This is a genomic window from Candidatus Syntrophosphaera sp., assembly GCA_019429425.1.
Taxonomy (GTDB): domain Bacteria; phylum Cloacimonadota; class Cloacimonadia; order Cloacimonadales; family Cloacimonadaceae; genus Syntrophosphaera.
The window spans coordinates 1-17,348 of the sequence record JAHYIU010000052.1 but is presented as its reverse complement, the minus strand read 5'-3'; the positions used below and the strand labels follow the sequence as shown (position 1 = coordinate 17,348).

Here is a 17,348-nt window from a genome sequence, read left to right as displayed (position 1 = left end):
ACCACTCACCCCATCAGGGTGGGCTCTTTGCGGTCTGTTGCGGGATTATAGGTCTGAGTTTTACTCGTAGAAACCGATGAGGTCGTCCAGGTTCCATTTTCGCTTGTTGAGGGCGGAGTCGGAGGCGTTGTAGTAATAGGTATAGCCGGGTAGTGGCACGACCCATTGGAGGGTGAAGCGATGCAAGTCGATGTTCAGGTAATCCCGGCAATAGCAGAGGGTGGCTCCGATGTCCTCTGTTTTCAAGTCCGGTTTGTAGTATTGGGTGGTTTTCCAGTCCTCCAAAGCATTGTTGACAGCTTCCTCACAGGTCATGCGCACTGCTACAAGGCTATCGGATATGGGCCTGGTGGAGTTGATGATCAGCACACGGTTGTTATAAATGCTACGGAACTCCAACCCATAACCCATTTCCGTGGTATAACCGTTGACTTTTTGCAGATAACTTACTCCCCATCTGGAAAGTGAGCGACGCTCCAACTGGTGCCGGGGAGCAAGGATGTATGGCTGCAACTTGACGATAACCGCTTCGCAGTAGGCACTCAATTGATCCATATTCCCGAGACTGGGTAGTGCCAAATCCGGAAATGTGCCGGATATCATATGTATCTGATAACCAAAGGGATCCTCAGTTACCTTGCCGTCGAAGCCGGTGTCCCGGATGAACCTCGCGCTGACGCTCAGGGAATCTATCTCCGCCGGTAACGTGGCTGCCATAGAAACAAAGATCAGTAACATTAGTACAGTGATAAAACTGCTGTGCATTATTTACTCTTGTGGGCATTGTGGAAAGGCTTGCAACAGCAAAGGGTAATAATCCTCTATCCGGGGGTAGATGTTGCGTTTGGTTTCGTAGTCGCAGAGTAGGTCGTGCATGATTGGGGTATGCGGCGCTTTGTTTCTCACGCCGTTATCCAGCATCCACGAGATGTTTTTTTCGCGAATGATCTTTTCCTGCACCAGCAGTCTGGTGTTGATGGCCCAGATGATGCTTTCGTTAAGTTCACAACACCAATCAACCTGATTCTGGCTGATAGTATCCGGATCATCAAACAGCCCGAAAGTGAGCGGATTGATGACGTGGTGAGAAAACTCATGCCAGACTGCGGAAAGCAGGACGCGTTCCAGCCCGCCGTTTTGTTCCGCAACATCCAGTCTGCTTCTGCTGCATAGGCAATACAAGACTTCCGCTCCCTGCCCGGGATGGGTGATGGACATAAAAGTGTTTATCAAGGTGGACAAGATGACCTCCGTTGCGGGAAAGCTGACGCCCAGATAGTCTTCGAGAATTGCCTGCGTGGGTCTGTTGTCCATCAGAAGGTTCAGTTTATGCAGATATGGGGCGTATTGTAGCTCCAGTTGGGCAAAGTACCGATCAAAGTTGCTTTGCCCTGCAAAGTCACGTAGCCATAGGGCAAAATCGTCAAATGAGGCTGAGGGTTTGACGAACTGCGCCAGGTACGTGGTCTCGACAGTTGGTAGCAGCGAATAATCCTTGGCTAAAAACAACGCGCAATATGGGAAAACACCCCAGTCCATTTCTGCTTCCCAAACGGCCGGTAGCTTGGCAACAGCGGGAAGCTGTGCAAATTCGCCCAGTCTATCCCTTACCTGTTGGGCCTGCGGGTCGTCCGCGCTCACATACAAACCGAAATTTTGATATTTTGATAGTTGCAGGATTGCGAAGATGAGCTCCATCCGCCTGTCCAATCGTATCTGCATAATTGTTACCTAATGTTATCCTAAATAGCTATTTGCTTTTGTCAATCAAGCCCACTCCGAAGAAGCGGTCAGCGGAGCTTTAAGCACTTTTTGACCGTGGTTTGTCGGCCGGATGTGGCTTTGAGGAAATAGAGGCCGGGGCTGAGCTGGCGGAAAATGGCGTCACTGCCATCCCAAACAAGGTTGTGCGAAGCGTTGGCCGGCCAGGAGCGGATGATCTGGCCTTTGAGGTTGTAGCAACTGAGCACGGCCCCTTGAGGCCTGTTCTCAGGGAGTTTCAGGCTGATATTCAGCTCCCGGCTGAAGGGATTGGGGTAACAACTGAGTTCGATGCCCGGGGCGGGAGGCAAGCTTTCGTCCTGGATATCCGTGTAACCATAGGAAACGCCGTCGATGACGCAGCCGTCCAGATAGAGCTCGCCAAAATCAAACATGGTGGCGACCGGCCCGAACACCTCTGCCCAGAGCACCGGATTGCTCACTACCGGATTGAAGATCACGGACATCACGGTTTGCCCGAAGACCTCGATCAGCCCGTAGGGTTCGCAGGTCATTTCCCAACCTCCGGACCAGTAGGGGATGAAGGTCGCCCCCGGGGTGAAAACCCAGAATAGTTCATCGTTACAGGGTTGACTATAGGGCCCGTTATCCCAAACGATCAGGCTGTCGCCCTGGTTGTATTCCCAGAACCACTCAAAGGTGTAGCCGGATTCCACCCAATAATGCGTGACATCATTGATCAGGCTGTCGGCAGATACTTCCCTGCCGCAGAAATGGTTGATAGGATGATCGCCGTCGTAATCCTCATACCATCCGCTATAGAACCATTTGTTGCCCACCTGGAGCGGGTTGTAGGCGTATCGCGACGGATTCTCCGCTCTGTCCTGACGGGAGCGGGCAACTTGTTCCGAAGAAGCAAAGGGAAAATGCCCGCTAAAGTTTGCCGCTCCCAAGGTTGTGGCGCCAAGCATGGCCAATACGATCATTACGCGCATACATACTCCTTTTTGAAATGACCAGCAAAGACGGATTAATTCATCAGCACCATTTTCCGGACGGCGGTCTGGCCGCCCTGTTCCAGGCGGAGGAAATAGATGCCGCTGGCAATCCTGCGTCCATGGCCGTCTTTGGCGTCCCAAGTGAAGCGGTGTTTGCCTTCGGGAAGAAATCCTTCAGCCAAAGTGCGAACCTTCTGGCCGCGGATATTGTAGACAGAGAGGGTGGTTTTGCCCTTTTCAGGAAGCACGAAAGATATGCTGGCGAAGGCCTGGAAGGGATTGGGGAAAACGTTGATCGCCAGCTGAGCGGGCGGAACCGCGCTTTTACGACGGGAAGAGGGATTCAGCCTCTGTTCTGTGAAGCAGATCGTCAGCGATTTGGGGCTCTCGCTTGTTCTGGCCTGCATCCAGTAATAGTTGTTGGGGAAAGGGATGAGATTCTGGGCGGGGATTTCGGTCCAGGGTGTCCATTCGATCAGCCCCACGTTGTCAAACATGGCTTCCACTGTTCCGCCGGACGTGTTCGAACAAGTCAGCCGAATATCGTAATACCAGGCGTTGCCGGGGATGGTGAGTTCCTTGTAAAACCAGGTCCAGTCAGTGGTTCCGCTGATGTTGGCGGTGATGGTTTCGGTTCCCAGCAGATAGCTGGTGCGGGAGTTGTAGTAGCGGATGATGATGTTGGCGTTGGTGGCGCTGTTGGTCTTGATCCAGCCGTGCAGGATGTATTTTTTGGTGTTGTCGTACCATTTGCAGCGTTTTTTGATCGTGGCCGTTTCGGTTTGGCCGCTGGCGGGTGAAAGCATGGCGCTGCGCTGGCCGTCAAAGGGGGTCAGGGTGTCAAAGATGCGGACGTCCCAAAGTGTGGAGCCCTCATCCTCAAAATTGCCATACCAGATCGTTTCCGCGCCCAGGCGATACTCCGAGTTGGAGGCAGGTTCGATGGAGACCACTTGGCCGATGCTGCCAAAACGGGGCAATTTGAAGGGCGCGGTTTGATTTCCGCCGCCGGCTTCAGGGCTCAGGTCCTTGTTCCAGGAATAGGTGTGGTTGGAGACGGATACAGCGTCGTCATCCATCAGAATGCTTGCCGTAACGTCATTGTAATCGACCAGGAGCTTTGTGCCCAGTTCGGTGCTGCGCATGGCCAGGTAATCGAGGATGTATTTGCCGAGCTGGCCTGTCGCGGGAACGGGAATGTACCCGTCGATATAAGCCGGCCTGATCAGGAAATTTGAGAAGCCGGATTGGTCGGCGTCGGCATAGAATATGAGGGTGGGCATCGTTTCCGGGTAATCGAGGTCAAAGACGTAATTTCCCAGGGAATGGGCGATCACCTTGCCCTGGTAGACTTCAAAACCCTGGATGATGTGAGGATGGTGCACTATGACCAGGTCGGCCCCGGAATCCACAGCCCAGTGCCGGATGGCAATGTCCCACATATGGGGCACATCGGTCCTGGGGGAGTAATCTTCGTCCTGGTCATCGCCCAGGAAGGGGTTTTCGCCCTTGTCGTAGCCGCTGCCCGGGGAAAGGGAATATTCGCTGCCCCCGTGCAGTTCCACGATCTTCAGGTCGGCGATCCCTTCCACGGCGGCAAGCTGCTGCTGGATGTAATAGGGCGTCATGTAGGCAAAGCCGGGTTTGTTATAGCCCGCCTGCAGATAGGGCTGGGCGTTGTTGTATTGCCCGGTGCGGTCGCTGCCGGCCAAAAAGGCGATGTTAAGTCCGCTGCGGTTGATGAATGCGGGAGTGTAAGCTGCGTAGGAATTTGCCCCCGACCCGCTGTGGATGATGCCGTTCTGGTCCAGGATTCCCATCATCTGCGCCATTGCCGCTTGGCCGTAATCCAGAGTGTGGTTGTTGGCGGTTGAGACCTTGTCGATGCCGGCGTAGACGAGGCCGTTCACATTGGCCGGATTTCCCCGATAGACGACGCTTTTGGTGGGATGCGGCGTTCCCACATTGGAAAGCACGACCTCGAGGTTGGCGACCGTGATGTCGGCCGCGTTGCCCAAAATGTCCAGGGTTGGGGCGAAAATGGCGTTCACGCCCAGGGTGGGGATTATCCCTCCGGCCTGCTCATAGCGCCGGGCGAGCATAATGTCGCCCACAAAATTCATCTTCAGGGGCAGGCTGCTGTTTCCAGGATCCACGTTCACCAGGCAGGAGGCCAAACCCCACTTTCCCGTGTCGTCGGTCACTTTCAGGGTCGCGCGGTAGGGATGGTCGTCCAGCACGGTATATACGTGATAGGGGTTGGCTTCGGTGCTCATTTGGCCGTCTCCGAAATCCCACCGGTAAGTGAAAGTCCCGCTGTCTGGATCGGTGACCACCGAGCTGAACTGGACCCCCACGTCCCTGGAACCTTGATGGATTCCGGTTTGGAATGTGATCTGATGCGATACAGTAACCGTTGGCGGAGTCCCGATGTCTGAGCTGATGTCCAAAATGGTGTCGATCCAGAAACTCCGGTTGCTGACTCCATCCAGGTCGTTCACATAGACCAGGGAGCTGATCACGGGCAGATAGTCGAAAAAGGAATACCAATCGTCGGCGATGGGGATCTGGTAGGTGTTCCAGACTCCGTGCGAAAACGCGCCCTGATAGACGGGCACCCATTCTTCGATATCCATCACCACAGAGCCGGAAAACGAGTAGAAGAGCACGTTTGTCCCGTCGCAGAATCCGATGCCCTGATACCTTGCGCCGCTGGTGGTTTTGGCGGCGACCTGGAAAACGGCGGAGGAATCAACGCTAACGGGGGTGATCATCTGCTGTTTCCAGGTGTTGCCGGTCAGCACAAGTGAATAGGCGCTGTTTTCGTGGGTATCGACAGTCGTCAGTTGCCATGCGCTGGGGTTGACGTCCTCATCCAGCCAGGAAAGGAGGGTCACGCTGCCGCTCTCGAAATCCTCGATTATGTCATAGCGCTCCGGCAGGTTGGTGGCCAAGGCCTGACCGCACGCGAGGGCGATCAGCAATGGCCAAGCGGAGCCCAAAATCCTGCTCCGAAGAAGCTTTTTCCTCTTGCTCATGGCAAACCTCTCTGGGTTGAAAAAGGCTGGGAGCGCTGGCTAAAGCGCTCCCGCGATCTATTATTAGGCGCTCAGGCCGGCATCCAGGGCCCGCAGGTTCGCTTCCACGATCTGCTCACCCTTGCGGCTGAATATGCTCGTGATGGCGTCTTTGATCTCTTCAGGCGAAAAGCCCAGGTGCTTGATCGCCGCGCCGAGCATCACGATGTTCATGGCGCGATTGGCTTTCACTTCCTTGGCGATCGTGTCGGCGTCGATCAGCACATGTTTGGGATGATTCCTGATCTCCGCGTAGATCCCTTCTTCATCGGGATAGACCGCGATGTTTTTGAAGGGGGTCTTGTTGGCTATGATCCAGCCATCGGGAGAAAGGTAGGGCAGATAGCGCAAAGCTTCCATCGGCTCCACGGATAGGATCATGTCTGCGCTGCCCAAGGGGATCAGGTCGCTCCAGATGGGTTGATCTGACAGGCGCAGGTGGGATTGGACATCGCCTCCGCGCTGGCTCATGCCGTGCACTTCAGCTTGTTTGAGATGCCAGCCGCGTTTCAGGGCCGCGGTCCCGATGATCGTGGCGATGGTCAGGATGCCCTGGCCGCCGACTCCGGCAAGGATTATGTCTTTTTTCATGACGGCGTCTCCACTTTGAATTTTTTCTTCATGGTCTGCACGCATTCCCGGCGCGGTATGATCACCGAAACCCCGTTGTAGGCGAGTTCTTCCTTGTAGGCGGTGACCATTTCCTCCCAATTCACTTTCAGGGGTTTGAACACGCGGATGTGTTCCCTTTTCACACCCAGCCCGACGCAGATCTCCTCCAGCTTGCCGAAGCCCGTATATTCCTGGCCGCCGGTCATGGCGGTGGTGGAATTGTCCAGGATCACGATCACCACGTTGGAGTTTTCAAACACGCAATCCAGCAGTCCGGTCATCCCAGAATGGGAGAAGGTGGAATCGCCGATCACTGCCACTGCCGGGAACAATCCAGCGTCGGAAGCGCCTTTGGCCATGGTGATGCTGGCGCCCATGTCCACGCAGGAATTGATCGCGTTGTAGGGCGGCATGAAGCCCAGGGTGTAGCAGCCGATGTCGCTGAACACGTGGCCTTTGCCATATTCCTGCAAAGCTTCGTTGAGGGCCAGATAGCTGTCCGCGTGGGGGCAGCCCAAGCAAAGGGCCGGGGGCCGGGGATTGACGATCTCAGGAATGTTTTTTCCCACGGTGTCCGGCAGGCCCAAAGCCTGGGCGACCTTGTTCGGATTTAGCTCGCCGTCGCGGGGAATGGTTCCGTCCAGCCTGCCCCTGATCGGTTTCGTGCCTTTCCAGGCCAGGCCTTTAAGCATGTCTTCCACGATCGGCATACCTTCCTCCAGAACTACGAGGCTGTCGCAGCTATCGTACAAGCGGGTCAGGGCCTCGATGGGAAGCGGATACTGGCTGATCTTGACCACCGGATGGGGGATCGGCTGTCCTTGATAGACCTCGCGAAGGTAGTTATAGGCCAGGCCGGTGGTCACGATTCCCCGGGAATGGTCGCTTGCCTCGAGATTGAAGGAATTGAAAGGCGATTCCATCGATTCCCGAATAAAAGTATCTTGCAACTCGATCAGATGCTTGTATTTCTTGCGCGCGAAAGACGGCAGCAGCATGAACTGGTAAGGATCATCGGGCTTCTTCATCTCGTTTTGCCGCAAGGGATTCCGGGTTTGCACCCCCGAGCGCGAATGGGACAGGCGGGTCGTGAGGCGCAGCAGCACCGGCACGTGGTAGCGCTCGGAAAGTTCAAAGCCGTAAAAAGCCATGTCGTAGCATTCCTGCTGGTTGGAGGGCTCCAAAACCGGGATCATGGCGAACTTGCCGTAGAAGCGGGAATCCTGCTCGTTCTGCGAGGAATGCATGCCCGGATCGTCCGCCACCACGACGATCAAGCCGCCGTTGGCGCCCGTGAAGGCCGAGTTCATGAAAGGATCGGCGGCAACGTTCAGGCCAACGTGTTTCATTGTCACGAGGGCCCGCTTGCCGGCATAGCTCATCCCGATCGCCGTTTCCATCGCGGTTTTTTCGTTGGAAGACCAGGTCCGGTGGACCTCGTCCCTTTCAGCTTGCTTGCTGTGCTGGACATATTCGATGATCTCCGTGGAGGGGGTTCCCGGATAACCGTAAAATCCAGAGATACCGGCATCCAAGGCTCCCTGCGCCAAGGCTTCATCGCCCAGAAGCATGAGTTTTTCCATAAAGGTGCTCCTTTATCTTTTATATTGATCTCAAATCAAGCTTGGTCCGGCGCTTGGTCCGATAGGCAACTCCTTGCGAACATGGGTTCTTATGGTTTTTTTCATAATATCGGAACTGCCGGAATAAGTCAAGAACAATATGCTGCTCCGAGTGTGTTGCATTTTCCCTACCTGAATCCAGCTTTTTCGCCCGGAGATCAGAAACGTTGATTTCCTGTGCGTATCCCGCCGGATAACCGCCAGGCGGGCGCGAATCCGGCGGGATACAGGCTGGAGGTGTCCGGTCAGAAAAAAAGGATGATAAGAAAGATCCGGGGTTTGGGAATGGAGGGGCTTGATCCGGTTACAGCAAGTCGGAGATGGGGGAGAAGCTCTTGCGGTGGATGGCGCAGGGGCCGTATTCCGCCAGGGCTTTGAGGTGCTCTGCCGTGCCATAGCCCTTGTGGCGGGCAAATCCATAGAGGGGATAGTGGCAGTCTGAAGCGGCCATAAGCCTGTCCCGGTGGACCTTGGCCAGGATCGACGCGGCCGCGATGCAGGCGTGGAGGCCATCTCCGCCGATCACGCAGCTTTGGGGGCAGGCCAGTCCCGGGGGAAACTGATTGCCGTCGATGAGGCAGAGGTCATTCGGCCCGCAGATGGCCGAGACCGCTTCATACATCCCTTTGAGAGTGGCCTGCAGGATGTTGTGGCGATCGATGAAAGCGGCGTCGATTTCCACGATGTGCCAGGCGGCCCCTGAGTTGATTATCTCCGCAAACATCCGTTCCCTTCTGGCGGGTGAGAGTTTCTTGCTGTCATTGATCCCTTCGATTCGAACTCCGTAATCCAATCTGACCGCCGCCACGACCACAGGTCCGGCCAGAGCCCCGCGCCCGGCTTCATCCACTCCGATCAAGCGGTTAGAGAGATGCAGGAGGTCCAGGTCGTTGGCGTAGAGAGGACTTGGTTGAGCTTCCCCACTGCCTTTCAGGCTTGGGGAATGCTTGCAGGATTCAGCGTTCATTCATCTTTCTGGAGCAGGAAGAAGAGCCGGTAGTAGCGCTCGTCTATGTCCGCGTTCATCTTCTGCAGAAGGTTGGTGCGCATTTCCGGATTGAAGATGGCCTTGAGTTTCAGGCCTGATGAGGCGGTCAGCTCTGCCAGCTCGGGAGAGCGGTAAACCCTTTGGGCGTGCCTTTCCTCCAGCCTGTCATAGCCCGATAGGCTTCTGCGAAACAGCATCAGATGGGTGATCTGGCGGTTGGAGAGGGCTTCGAAAGTGGAGATCTGGACAAGGTATCCGTCCTTGACCCGGGTGAAGTTGGTGGTGTTGTTGAAATTATCGAGGCTGTTGAACAGGGTGGAGATGTCAAAAATGAAGATCCCGCCGGGGCGCAGGGCTTCCCGCACGTTCTTCAGCAAAGTCTTTATCGCCGCTTTTTGGGTGAGGTAATTGATGCTGTCGAAAAGGCAAAAGATGAAATCGTAATCCTTGCGCGGCAGGGGATCGGTGAGGGAATTGAGGAACAGATTTGGTTTGAAGGCCTTGGTATCCGCTTTGTGCAGCATATGGGGCGATTTATCGCAGGCATCGACCTCAAAGCCCCTGAAAACAAGGATCTCGGCAGCGTTGGCAGTTCCGCAGGCCAATTCGAGCACCTTTCTGGCTGGCTGTTTGGAGAACTGCTTATACCAGGTGAGCATCAGGTCGACCCATTCCTCATAGTTCACATGGGACATGTAGGTGTCGTAATACTCCGCGAAGAGGGAATATGATGTTTGTGCCGGAAGCTGAAGATCCGGCGGTAAGGGCGAAGATTCCGGGTTGTGGCGGGCCAGATCCGCTGCCTGGTCCAATCTGATCAAGGTTTGCAGAAAATCCGGGTTTTCTTCATCAATGGCAAGATTTGCATGGAGCAAACCGCTTTGATAATGGGAGAGGGAGAAAAGCGGCAGACGCGAGGCACAGACAGCCGAAACCAGGTCCTGGTTGCGGGTGAGCAGCAGTTCGCCGAAGCCGGTTTTCTGCCAGGCATTGAAGTCCGGATAAACATTGCTGTCCGGGGGATGGGCAAAGCTGCCGGCCTCGCCGCTCAGGACTGCCGGGGTTTTGCGCAGCAAACTGACCAGGGAGACGATCTCTTCCATTGTGCCTTCTGCCAGGCCGCTCACGTCGGCAAGGCTGAGCTTTTTACTGCCGTACAGGCTGATCGATGGAAGGCCCAAAACTTCCGCCCAGAGCCGGTAGGAGGCCAGGCTGGCGAAGCAGAGCCGTGTGAGCTTGTGCTTCTGCAGATACTTCTGGATGGAGCTGACCGCTTCCCGGGGTTGGCCGGAAAATGAGATGGCCGCAAGCCGTTCGTGCCGGGGCAGTTCATCCTCCGAGCCGGCATGGAGATAGAGGTAATCCGTGTCCTTGCGGAAGGGGAAAAACTTCCAGACCTGGGCCAGATGCCGGTGTTCAGGCCTGAAGAGCGCAATGATCGCGAGCTTGGCCAATTCCGCTCAGATCTTCTTGTCGCTGGCGCCGGGTTTGGTGAGGGCAATCCCTTCCAGGCAGAGCGGGCAGGAAGCCGCGTCCCAGGTGGGTATGTCCAATTGCAGCAAAGACAGGAAAGGGCAGCCAAAATCGGCCTGGCCGCCACTGCGGTCGACTATCGCGGCCACGGCCTGAATCGCGATCCCGCGAGACTTCAGGCAGGAGATCACTTCTTTCACGGAACCGCCTGTGGTGACGATATCCTCGATCACCACCACGTTTTTCACCTCGGACAGGTCAAATCCGCTTCTGATGGTCATTTCCTCATTCTTGCGCTGGGTGAAGATGAAGCTTTTGCCCAGCAGTTTCGCCACTTCAAAGGCCAGCACGATGCCTCCGTAGGCGGGCCCGGCCACGGTGTCGAACTCAAAGGGCTCCAGGAGTTCCGCCAGCATTTCGCAGACCCGCTCTGTGGCCTGGGGATTCTGGAGCAGCCTGATCTTTTCGACGTAAGTGCCGCTGTGCCTGCCTGAGGTGAGCAAAAAGTGCCCTTCCAGGATGCTGCCTTCGCCGATGAGGATGTTCTTGATCTCGGGTCTGTTCTGTTGTTTTTCCAGGATCTGGCGGGCGCGTTCCTCGTCCGCGGAGGACACCTGAAGCTCCATGTAGAAACGTTCCGGGGCGATGCCGGGAATCATGGAAAAGACCAATTCGTTGGTCAGAAAGGCCTTGATGCCGTGATCCTCGAGCAAGGCCTTGGCCAGGTCGGCCTCGAAATTGTCGTCAAATTTTGCGATGGTAACCAGTTCTGGGGTCATGTTCCCTTCCTTTACATTTGTGTGCTGGCAGCCAGATAGACCAGCACCATGATGGCTTCAAAGATGATGCCGAAATCGTCGGCGGTGTATTCGACCGTGCGTCCATCCAGACGTCTGGTGTGGGGCATCAGAGCGGCCTGGTCGGCCATGGAGCTTGAATTGAACTCGATCTTGAGGGTGATGGGCGGTTCAAAGCTGTATAAGGGGACGTCGCACCGGTCCCGGGCCAGGGTTTTGGCCACCGCGGCCTGGGTCAGTTCATCCACCAGTATTTGCGAGTAGTTCTTGGCGGAAAACTTGGCCATGGCTTTTTTGGTGGCGATGAATTCCACCCAGGGCATGGCGGCTGCCAGTTCCTGCTTCAATGCTTCGTCGCCGGAGACCAGGGTCACCGGGATCCCGTGGTAGCCTGCATAGGCGGAATTGACGGTAGCCTCGCACATGGCCACTCCGTTGATCCAGATCTTATGGATCCTGCTGTTCGAATAGGTGTGGTCCATGTTGCCCTTCAGGGCTCCGGTCCCGCTGTGGTAGCCAAGCAGCCAGGCCTGGTCGTAATCCGGGGTCAGGTCCGGCATCATGTAGCGTGGCCGCGGGCATCCGGAGATCAGGGATATTCTATTGTCCAGAGCTGTGATCGAATAGTCCAGATTGTCGCCGCCGCTATGGGAATCGGCGATGGTGATCTCATCGATCAGGGCGGCTTTGGGATGCGCCAGAACGCTCTTCAAAACCAGTTCCACGTGATGGGTGATGTTCCTCTTCACGGCGGGCCGGTCCGTCTTTTCCTGTTCCCAGTTGAAGGTGCCGGGCATTCCTTCCATGTCGATCGATATGTAGAGCTTCATATGCTATCCTTCCTTGCTAACAAGTGCTTTGGCCAGGCTTGCCGCCAGCGACACATTGTTCTTCAGCAGCGCCAGATTGGCTTCCACGGAACCACCTTTTGTGTGTTTGGCAAGATAGTCAAGCACAAAAGGAGTGAAATCCTTTCCAGTGATGCCCTGGGTTTTGGCGCTAATGACCCCGGAGCGAAGCTCCGCCTCGATCTGATCCGGCGAGAGGGCATTTTTTGCCGGGATGGGATTGGCAACCAAGAGGCCTTTTCCACCCATTGTAAGATGTGTTTTCCAAAACAGGGCAAATTCCTCCGCGGTGTCGATCCGGTCTATGGCATGTTCGCTGGAAGGAACATAGAACTTGGGGAAGCGGTCTGTTTGCCAGCCCAGCACTGGAACGGCAAGCGTTTCCAGGTATTCCAGGGTCGAACGAATGTCCAAAAAAGCTTTGCAGCCCGCGGATACCACTGCCACAGGAATTTCCGCCAGGGCGGTGAGGTCGCTGGAGATATCCAGGTCTTCGCGCCAACTGGTATGCACACCGCCGATGCCGCCTGTGGCAAAGACCTCGATCCCGGCCAGATGGGCCAGCTTCATGGTTGCCGATACGGTTGTTCCGCCGCTGTGGCCTTGCGTGAAGGCCAGCGCCAGGTCTCTCATGCCCAGCTTCCTGAAGCTGCCGGGGGCCTTGAATCTGGGCGCCAGATCCTCCACCTGATTAGCTTCCAAGCCGATGTGGGCGATCCCCTCCAAGACAATTATCGTGGCGGGAGTGACGCCCTCATTTACGAGGATTTCCTCCAGGACCCGGGAAACGGATAGATTTTGCGGATAGGGCAAGCCATGCGTGAGCACCGTGGATTCCAGCGCCACTACTGGCAGCCCTTTTTCCAGGGCGGATGCCACATTTGCTGACAATACGACCTTGTTCTGCAGCTTTTCCATGCTGTTTCCTCCAGATATAAAAATGGAATCAATCGTTATTCTGGCGCGGGATAAGGATTGATTCCGTGTTTTGCTTAGTTTTGGCCGAGGGTGAATTCCGGCAGGTCTGCGGCGAGTTCGATGCTGTCAACCAGATGGCGGACCACGACCTGCATGACTCCGGCTTTGATCATGCCGATCTCTTTGGCCGCGCCGTAGGAAAGGTCGATGTCTCTGCCCCGGCGGAAAGGACCGCGATCATTGACGCGGACCACCACATTCTTGCCGGTTTGGGGATTGGTGATTTTAAGGAGGGTATCGAAGGGGAGGGTGCGGTGAGCGCAGGTGAGCGCGAGTTTGTCGTAGATCTCTCCGCTGGCGGTGCGGCGTCCGTGGAAGATCCCACCGTAGTAGGAGGCCACCCACTTTTCCCCGGGCGGTTCCTGGGTATGCAGCGAATCGATCACTTCGGCCATGTCGGCCTTGATGATCTCCGTGCTGCCGATCTCGGACACCGTTTGCGCGATGATCGGGCCAATGAACATGGCCCAGACCGCGAAGACGGTGGCGAGCAGTTTTTTGTTTTGATTTCTCATATTTGATTTTCCATTATTCATTTAAGTCTTTCCGGGAAAAAACTGAGCGGGCCCGATCTTGTCAAGGTATTTTTTCATTTTAAACAGGTATACGATTGGCAGGCAATTAGTTACGGAGGCTAATCCGGACCACGACCAGGAACTGGATTCAGTCAAATTGCTGCAATAAAAACCGGGAAATTGGCATTTTCCGCTTCTCTTCAATTTTGGCCGGGCGGCGAAGAAATAGTTTGACAGATTTGCCTTGCCAAATGCTTTATCGCAACAGCTAAAAATTACAAAATCGAAGGAGTGCGACCATGCCAAGAATGACGGTTGATCCGTACTATTGCAAAGGTTGTGGACTCTGCATTGCTGCCTGCCCGAAGAAAATAATCCGTTTTTCGGAGGACATCAATGCCAAGGGATACCACTACGCCGAGTGTTTCAAGCAGGATGAGTGTATTGCCTGCAAAATGTGTTATATGACCTGCCCGGATGTGGCGATCAAGGTCGAGAAGTGAGGTGAAGATGAGCAAGATACTGATGAAAGGAAACGAAGCTGTGGCCGAAGCCGCCATCAGGGCTGGCTGTCGGCTCTATTTTGCCTACCCGATCACCCCGCAGAGCGAATTGATCGAATACATGGCCAAGATGATGCCCAAGGTGAACGGGACCTTTTTGCAGGCCGAAAGCGAAGTTGCCGCGATCAACATGGTCTACGGTGCCGCGGGCACCGGCAAGCGCGTCATGACCTCATCCTCATCCCCGGGGATCGCCCTCAAGCAGGAGGGAATTTCCTACATGGCCGGAGCGGAATTACCGGCCGTGATAGTCAACGTCCAGCGCGGCGGGCCCGGTTTGGGAGACATCCAGCCCGCGCAGGGAGATTATTTCCAGGCCGTCAAAGGCGGCGGGCATGGCGATTACCGCATGATCGTCCTCGCACCCTCATCAGTGCAGGAATTTGCCGACATGGCCTCAGAAGCCTTCGACCTGGCCGATAAATACCGCAATCCGGTTCTGATCCTGGCCGATGGCATGCTGGGCCAGATGATGGAGCCGGTGGAATTCCAGCCTGCCAAGACACAGGCGGAGATCGACGCCCTCGGCGAGCAGCACACATCCTGGTGCATCTGCCCGAACGATGATGGCGACGCCAAGCACCACCACGAGATAAATTCCCTGGAGATCGACCCTCAGGTGCTGGAAAAGCACGTGAACAAGATGTATGAAAAATACGCGGTGATCGAAAAAGACGAGATCCAGTACGACACCTACAACCTCTCCGACGACAACGAGATCCTCTGCGTGGCCTGGGGAACGGCTTCCCGGGTGGTCAAATCCGCCATCAACGAGCTGAAGGCGGCTGGTAAAAGCGTCGGCATGATCCGTCCCATCACCTGCTGGCCCTATCCCTACGAGGCTGTCGCCAAGGCGATCGGCCCCAAGGTGAAGCAGGTCTACGTGTTTGAACTGAACACAGGCCAGATGCTGGATGACGTCAAGATCGCGGTAAGCGGCAAAGTGCCGGTCAAGTTCTGGGGCAAGGTCGGCGGGATCGTTTTCACTCCCGCGGAGATCCAGGCCAAGCTGGAAGCTTGTTTTTAAGGAGGAAACCATGGAAGTGATAGCCAAAAGACCAGCCACTCTCACCGCGACACCTTTCACCTACTGCCCCGGATGCCTGCATGGCGTGGCCCATCGCCTCATCGCGGAGGCCATCGAGGAACACGGGTTGATCAATAAAATGAGCGGAGTCGCCCCTGTCGGCTGCTCCGTCTTTGCCTACAAATTCTTCAATTTCGACATGGCCCAGGCCGCCCATGGCCGCGCTCCGGCCGTTGCCACAGGAATGAAGCGCGCCCGGCCGGACATGCATGTCTTCACCTATCAGGGCGACGGCGACCTCGCTGCCATCGGCACAGCCGAGATCATCCATGCCGCCAACCGCGGCGAGCACATCAGCGTTTTCTTCGTCAATAACGCCATCTATGGCATGACCGGCGGCCAAATGGCGCCGACCTCCCTGCCCGAGATGAAAACCACCACCAGCCCCTACGGTCGCAATGTCGACGACATCGGCTATCCGATCCGGGTTTGCGAATTGCTGGACACCCTCGTGGCGCCCTATTACATCGAGCGCGTTTCCCTGCTCAGCCCGGCGGAGATCATCAAGGCCAGGAAAGCCGTGATCAAGGCGATCCAGTATAACAAGGAGGGGCGCGGCTTCACCTTCATCGAATTCATCAGCACCTGCCCCACGAACTGGGGCATCGATCCCGACAAATCGCGGGATTGGGCAAGGGAAAACATGTTGCCCTTCTTCAAACCAGGCTGCTTCCGCGACAAGGGGGCCGAAGCTCCCGCTGCAGGCGGAACGGAGGTGAAATCATGACAACCGAAATGATCTGTGCCGGATTCGGTGGCCAGGGTGTCCTGACCATCGGCAAATTCATCGCCCAGGCCGCGATGAAAGAAGGCAAGCACGTTTCCTGGCTGCCTTCCTACGGACCGGAAATGCGGGGCGGGACCGCCAACGTCTCCACTGTGGTTTCCGATGAGCCCATCGCCTCGCCCATCGTCAGCTATCCGGATGTGCTCGTTGCCCTGAACCAGCCTTCCATCGATAAATTCGCCCCCAACGTGCGCAAAGGCGGCGTGGTCATCATCAATACCAACATGTGCCCCCACGGCTGCAAGAGGGACGACGTCCAGATCGTGGCCGCTCCGATGGTCGACATCGCCAAGGAGATCGGCAGCCAGATGGTGCTGAACATGCTCGCCATCGGCATCGTCATCGGCAAGACCGGCCTCATCCGCTACGAGACCATGGAAGAAGACCTGAACGCCTTCCTGAAAGCCAAAAACCCGGACCTGCTGGAAAAGAACCTCACCGCCATCAAACACGGAATGGAGATCGGCCAGGCGCACTGAGATAGGACATAACTAACACAACTCTCCTTGTATAATGGAACTGGCGCGGGATTTTTGGTCCCGCGCCTTTTTCTTTCCTTTCAAATCGAGCGTGTATTATAGCTCGTCAGAACCCGAAAGAACAGCTCATGGGGCTGCCGATCTTGAGAATCGGCAGAGGCAGCAAGGCTGCCTTCAGAAGCGGCTTACAGCCGCTATGGCAAAGCGGAGTTTGCCACACCTTCTTGTCGCGGATGAAAACCTGACCCACTCGATTGATTTAGAGCCTTAATATAAAGTATCACCCAAACTTGCAAGTGGATATCACCTGTCATAGTGGTTGTAAAGGGTTATACAGAGTTTACATTCATTTGTCATAAATAAAGATAGCTGCAGTGACTCAAAGATGCTACTGTATCGTCATCCAACGCCTCAAAGACACAGACCATTTGATCCATCATTTGCTTGAGCGAATCAAATAAGCGATTATGTATATAGTTGGTTTTCAGGTACTTCCATAATCGTTCAATTGGATTTAGCTCTGGTGAATATGGGGGAAGGTATATGATTTCAATATTGCCGGGTACTACAAGTTCTCTCGATTTATGCCAGCCTGCTTGATCCATGATGATGACAATCTCTTCATTTTCATAGGCAGGGCTCATTTGTTCCAGATACAGATTCATCATTTCAGTATTTACCCAAGGTAGAAACAATGAAAAGTTCTCACCGGTCTTTGGTTCAACAGCGCCATATATGTAGAAATTCTGATAGGCTTGCTTGACTTTTATCTGGAGTGGCTTTCCTGACAATGCCCAGATTC

The 17,348-nt window shown here is 55.3% G+C and carries 17 protein-coding genes; 4 read left to right on the top strand and 13 right to left on the bottom strand.

Annotation, left to right across the window (positions count from 1 at the left end; all coding sequences use genetic code 11):
• Positions 1 to 60: 60 nt before the first annotated feature.
• The 12 genes from K0B87_06605 to K0B87_06550 form a co-directional block, all read right to left on the bottom strand.
• Positions 61 to 315: a hypothetical protein gene (locus K0B87_06605; GenBank protein MBW6514410.1), complete on the bottom strand. Its 255-nt coding sequence runs from the start codon at positions 313 to 315 to the stop codon at positions 61 to 63.
• A gap of 453 nt (positions 316 to 768) precedes the next feature.
• On the bottom strand, positions 769 to 1,698 hold the full coding sequence (locus K0B87_06600) for a DUF4932 domain-containing protein (GenBank protein MBW6514409.1): 930 nt from the start codon (positions 1,696 to 1,698) through the stop codon (positions 769 to 771).
• A 92-nt stretch (positions 1,699 to 1,790) separates the two neighbouring features.
• Positions 1,791 to 2,717: a T9SS type A sorting domain-containing protein gene (locus K0B87_06595; GenBank protein ID MBW6514408.1), complete on the bottom strand. Its 927-nt coding sequence runs from the start codon at positions 2,715 to 2,717 to the stop codon at positions 1,791 to 1,793.
• A 35-nt stretch (positions 2,718 to 2,752) separates the two neighbouring features.
• Entirely contained in the window at positions 2,753 to 5,758 is a 3,006-nt protein-coding gene (locus tag K0B87_06590) for a CapA family protein (GenBank protein MBW6514407.1), read from the bottom strand.
• Between the two features lie 63 nt (positions 5,759 to 5,821).
• Complete coding sequence (locus tag K0B87_06585; protein MBW6514406.1) at positions 5,822 to 6,388, bottom strand: indolepyruvate oxidoreductase subunit beta; 567 nt, start codon at positions 6,386 to 6,388, stop codon at positions 5,822 to 5,824.
• On the bottom strand, positions 6,385 to 7,992 hold the full coding sequence (locus K0B87_06580; protein ID MBW6514405.1) for an indolepyruvate ferredoxin oxidoreductase: 1,608 nt from the start codon (positions 7,990 to 7,992) through the stop codon (positions 6,385 to 6,387). Before K0B87_06580 ends, K0B87_06585 begins: the two co-directional genes overlap by 4 nt.
• A 343-nt stretch (positions 7,993 to 8,335) precedes the next feature.
• Positions 8,336 to 8,908, bottom strand: coding sequence for a ribonuclease HII (locus tag K0B87_06575; GenBank protein MBW6514404.1), 573 nt, complete (start codon positions 8,906 to 8,908; stop codon positions 8,336 to 8,338).
• A gap of 86 nt (positions 8,909 to 8,994) precedes the next feature.
• Entirely contained in the window at positions 8,995 to 10,473 is a 1,479-nt protein-coding gene (locus K0B87_06570; GenBank protein ID MBW6514403.1) for a class I SAM-dependent methyltransferase, read from the bottom strand.
• Positions 10,474 to 10,479: 6 nt separating this feature from the next.
• Entirely contained in the window at positions 10,480 to 11,118 is a 639-nt protein-coding gene (gene pyrE, locus K0B87_06565; protein ID MBW6514402.1) for an orotate phosphoribosyltransferase, read from the bottom strand.
• A 164-nt stretch (positions 11,119 to 11,282) separates the two neighbouring features.
• Positions 11,283 to 12,119, bottom strand: coding sequence for a M55 family metallopeptidase (locus K0B87_06560; GenBank protein ID MBW6514401.1), 837 nt, complete (start codon positions 12,117 to 12,119; stop codon positions 11,283 to 11,285).
• 3 nt (positions 12,120 to 12,122) lie between these two features.
• On the bottom strand, positions 12,123 to 13,055 hold the full coding sequence (locus K0B87_06555; protein MBW6514400.1) for a pseudouridine-5'-phosphate glycosidase: 933 nt from the start codon (positions 13,053 to 13,055) through the stop codon (positions 12,123 to 12,125).
• A 74-nt stretch (positions 13,056 to 13,129) separates the two neighbouring features.
• Complete coding sequence (locus K0B87_06550) at positions 13,130 to 13,510, bottom strand: septal ring lytic transglycosylase RlpA family protein (GenBank protein ID MBW6514399.1); 381 nt, start codon at positions 13,508 to 13,510, stop codon at positions 13,130 to 13,132.
• Between the two features lie 419 nt (positions 13,511 to 13,929).
• Between K0B87_06550 and K0B87_06545 the strand changes: the two genes are divergently transcribed.
• From K0B87_06545 to K0B87_06530, 4 genes are read left to right on the top strand one after another with little or no spacing between them, the layout of a single operon-like run.
• Complete coding sequence (locus tag K0B87_06545) at positions 13,930 to 14,133, top strand: ferredoxin family protein (GenBank protein MBW6514398.1); 204 nt, start codon at positions 13,930 to 13,932, stop codon at positions 14,131 to 14,133.
• Positions 14,134 to 14,140: 7 nt separating this feature from the next.
• A complete protein-coding gene (locus tag K0B87_06540; GenBank protein ID MBW6514397.1) occupies positions 14,141 to 15,220 on the top strand; it encodes a 3-methyl-2-oxobutanoate dehydrogenase subunit VorB in 1,080 nt (359 codons plus the stop codon).
• Between the two features lie 10 nt (positions 15,221 to 15,230).
• Complete coding sequence (locus K0B87_06535; GenBank protein ID MBW6514396.1) at positions 15,231 to 16,007, top strand: 2-oxoglutarate oxidoreductase; 777 nt, start codon at positions 15,231 to 15,233, stop codon at positions 16,005 to 16,007.
• On the top strand, positions 16,004 to 16,546 hold the full coding sequence (locus K0B87_06530) for a 2-oxoacid:acceptor oxidoreductase family protein (GenBank protein MBW6514395.1): 543 nt from the start codon (positions 16,004 to 16,006) through the stop codon (positions 16,544 to 16,546). The genes K0B87_06535 and K0B87_06530 overlap by 4 nt, the downstream gene beginning before the upstream one ends.
• A 353-nt stretch (positions 16,547 to 16,899) precedes the next feature.
• On the opposite strand, the gene K0B87_06525 is transcribed toward K0B87_06530, so the two are convergent.
• Positions 16,900 to 17,348 (bottom strand): IS630 family transposase (locus K0B87_06525; GenBank protein ID MBW6514394.1); only part of this gene is annotated, 449 nt, incomplete at its 5' end.

Excerpts from the sequence above, each read along its gene's own strand:
- K0B87_06605 (MBW6514410.1), bottom strand. The coding sequence starts at position 315 with ATGACCTGTGAGGAAGCTGTCAACAATGCTTTGGAGGACTGGAAAACC.
- K0B87_06600 (MBW6514409.1), bottom strand. The coding sequence starts at position 1,698 with ATGGAGCTCATCTTCGCAATCCTGCAACTATCAAAATATCAAAATTTC.
- K0B87_06595 (MBW6514408.1), bottom strand. The coding sequence starts at position 2,717 with ATGCGCGTAATGATCGTATTGGCCATGCTTGGCGCCACAACCTTGGGA.
- K0B87_06590 (MBW6514407.1), bottom strand. The coding sequence starts at position 5,758 with ATGAGCAAGAGGAAAAAGCTTCTTCGGAGCAGGATTTTGGGCTCCGCT.
- K0B87_06585 (MBW6514406.1), bottom strand. The coding sequence starts at position 6,388 with ATGAAAAAAGACATAATCCTTGCCGGAGTCGGCGGCCAGGGCATCCTG.
- K0B87_06580 (MBW6514405.1), bottom strand. The coding sequence starts at position 7,992 with ATGGAAAAACTCATGCTTCTGGGCGATGAAGCCTTGGCGCAGGGAGCC.
- pyrE (MBW6514402.1), bottom strand. The coding sequence starts at position 11,118 with ATGGAGCTTCAGGTGTCCTCCGCGGACGAGGAACGCGCCCGCCAGATC.
- K0B87_06560 (MBW6514401.1), bottom strand. The coding sequence starts at position 12,119 with ATGAAGCTCTACATATCGATCGACATGGAAGGAATGCCCGGCACCTTC.
- K0B87_06555 (MBW6514400.1), bottom strand. The coding sequence starts at position 13,055 with ATGGAAAAGCTGCAGAACAAGGTCGTATTGTCAGCAAATGTGGCATCC.
- K0B87_06550 (MBW6514399.1), bottom strand. The coding sequence starts at position 13,510 with ATGGCCGAAGTGATCGATTCGCTGCATACCCAGGAACCGCCCGGGGAA.
- K0B87_06545 (MBW6514398.1), top strand. The coding sequence starts at position 13,930 with ATGCCAAGAATGACGGTTGATCCGTACTATTGCAAAGGTTGTGGACTC.
- K0B87_06540 (MBW6514397.1), top strand. The coding sequence starts at position 14,141 with ATGAGCAAGATACTGATGAAAGGAAACGAAGCTGTGGCCGAAGCCGCC.
- K0B87_06535 (MBW6514396.1), top strand. The coding sequence starts at position 15,231 with ATGGAAGTGATAGCCAAAAGACCAGCCACTCTCACCGCGACACCTTTC.
- K0B87_06530 (MBW6514395.1), top strand. The coding sequence starts at position 16,004 with ATGACAACCGAAATGATCTGTGCCGGATTCGGTGGCCAGGGTGTCCTG.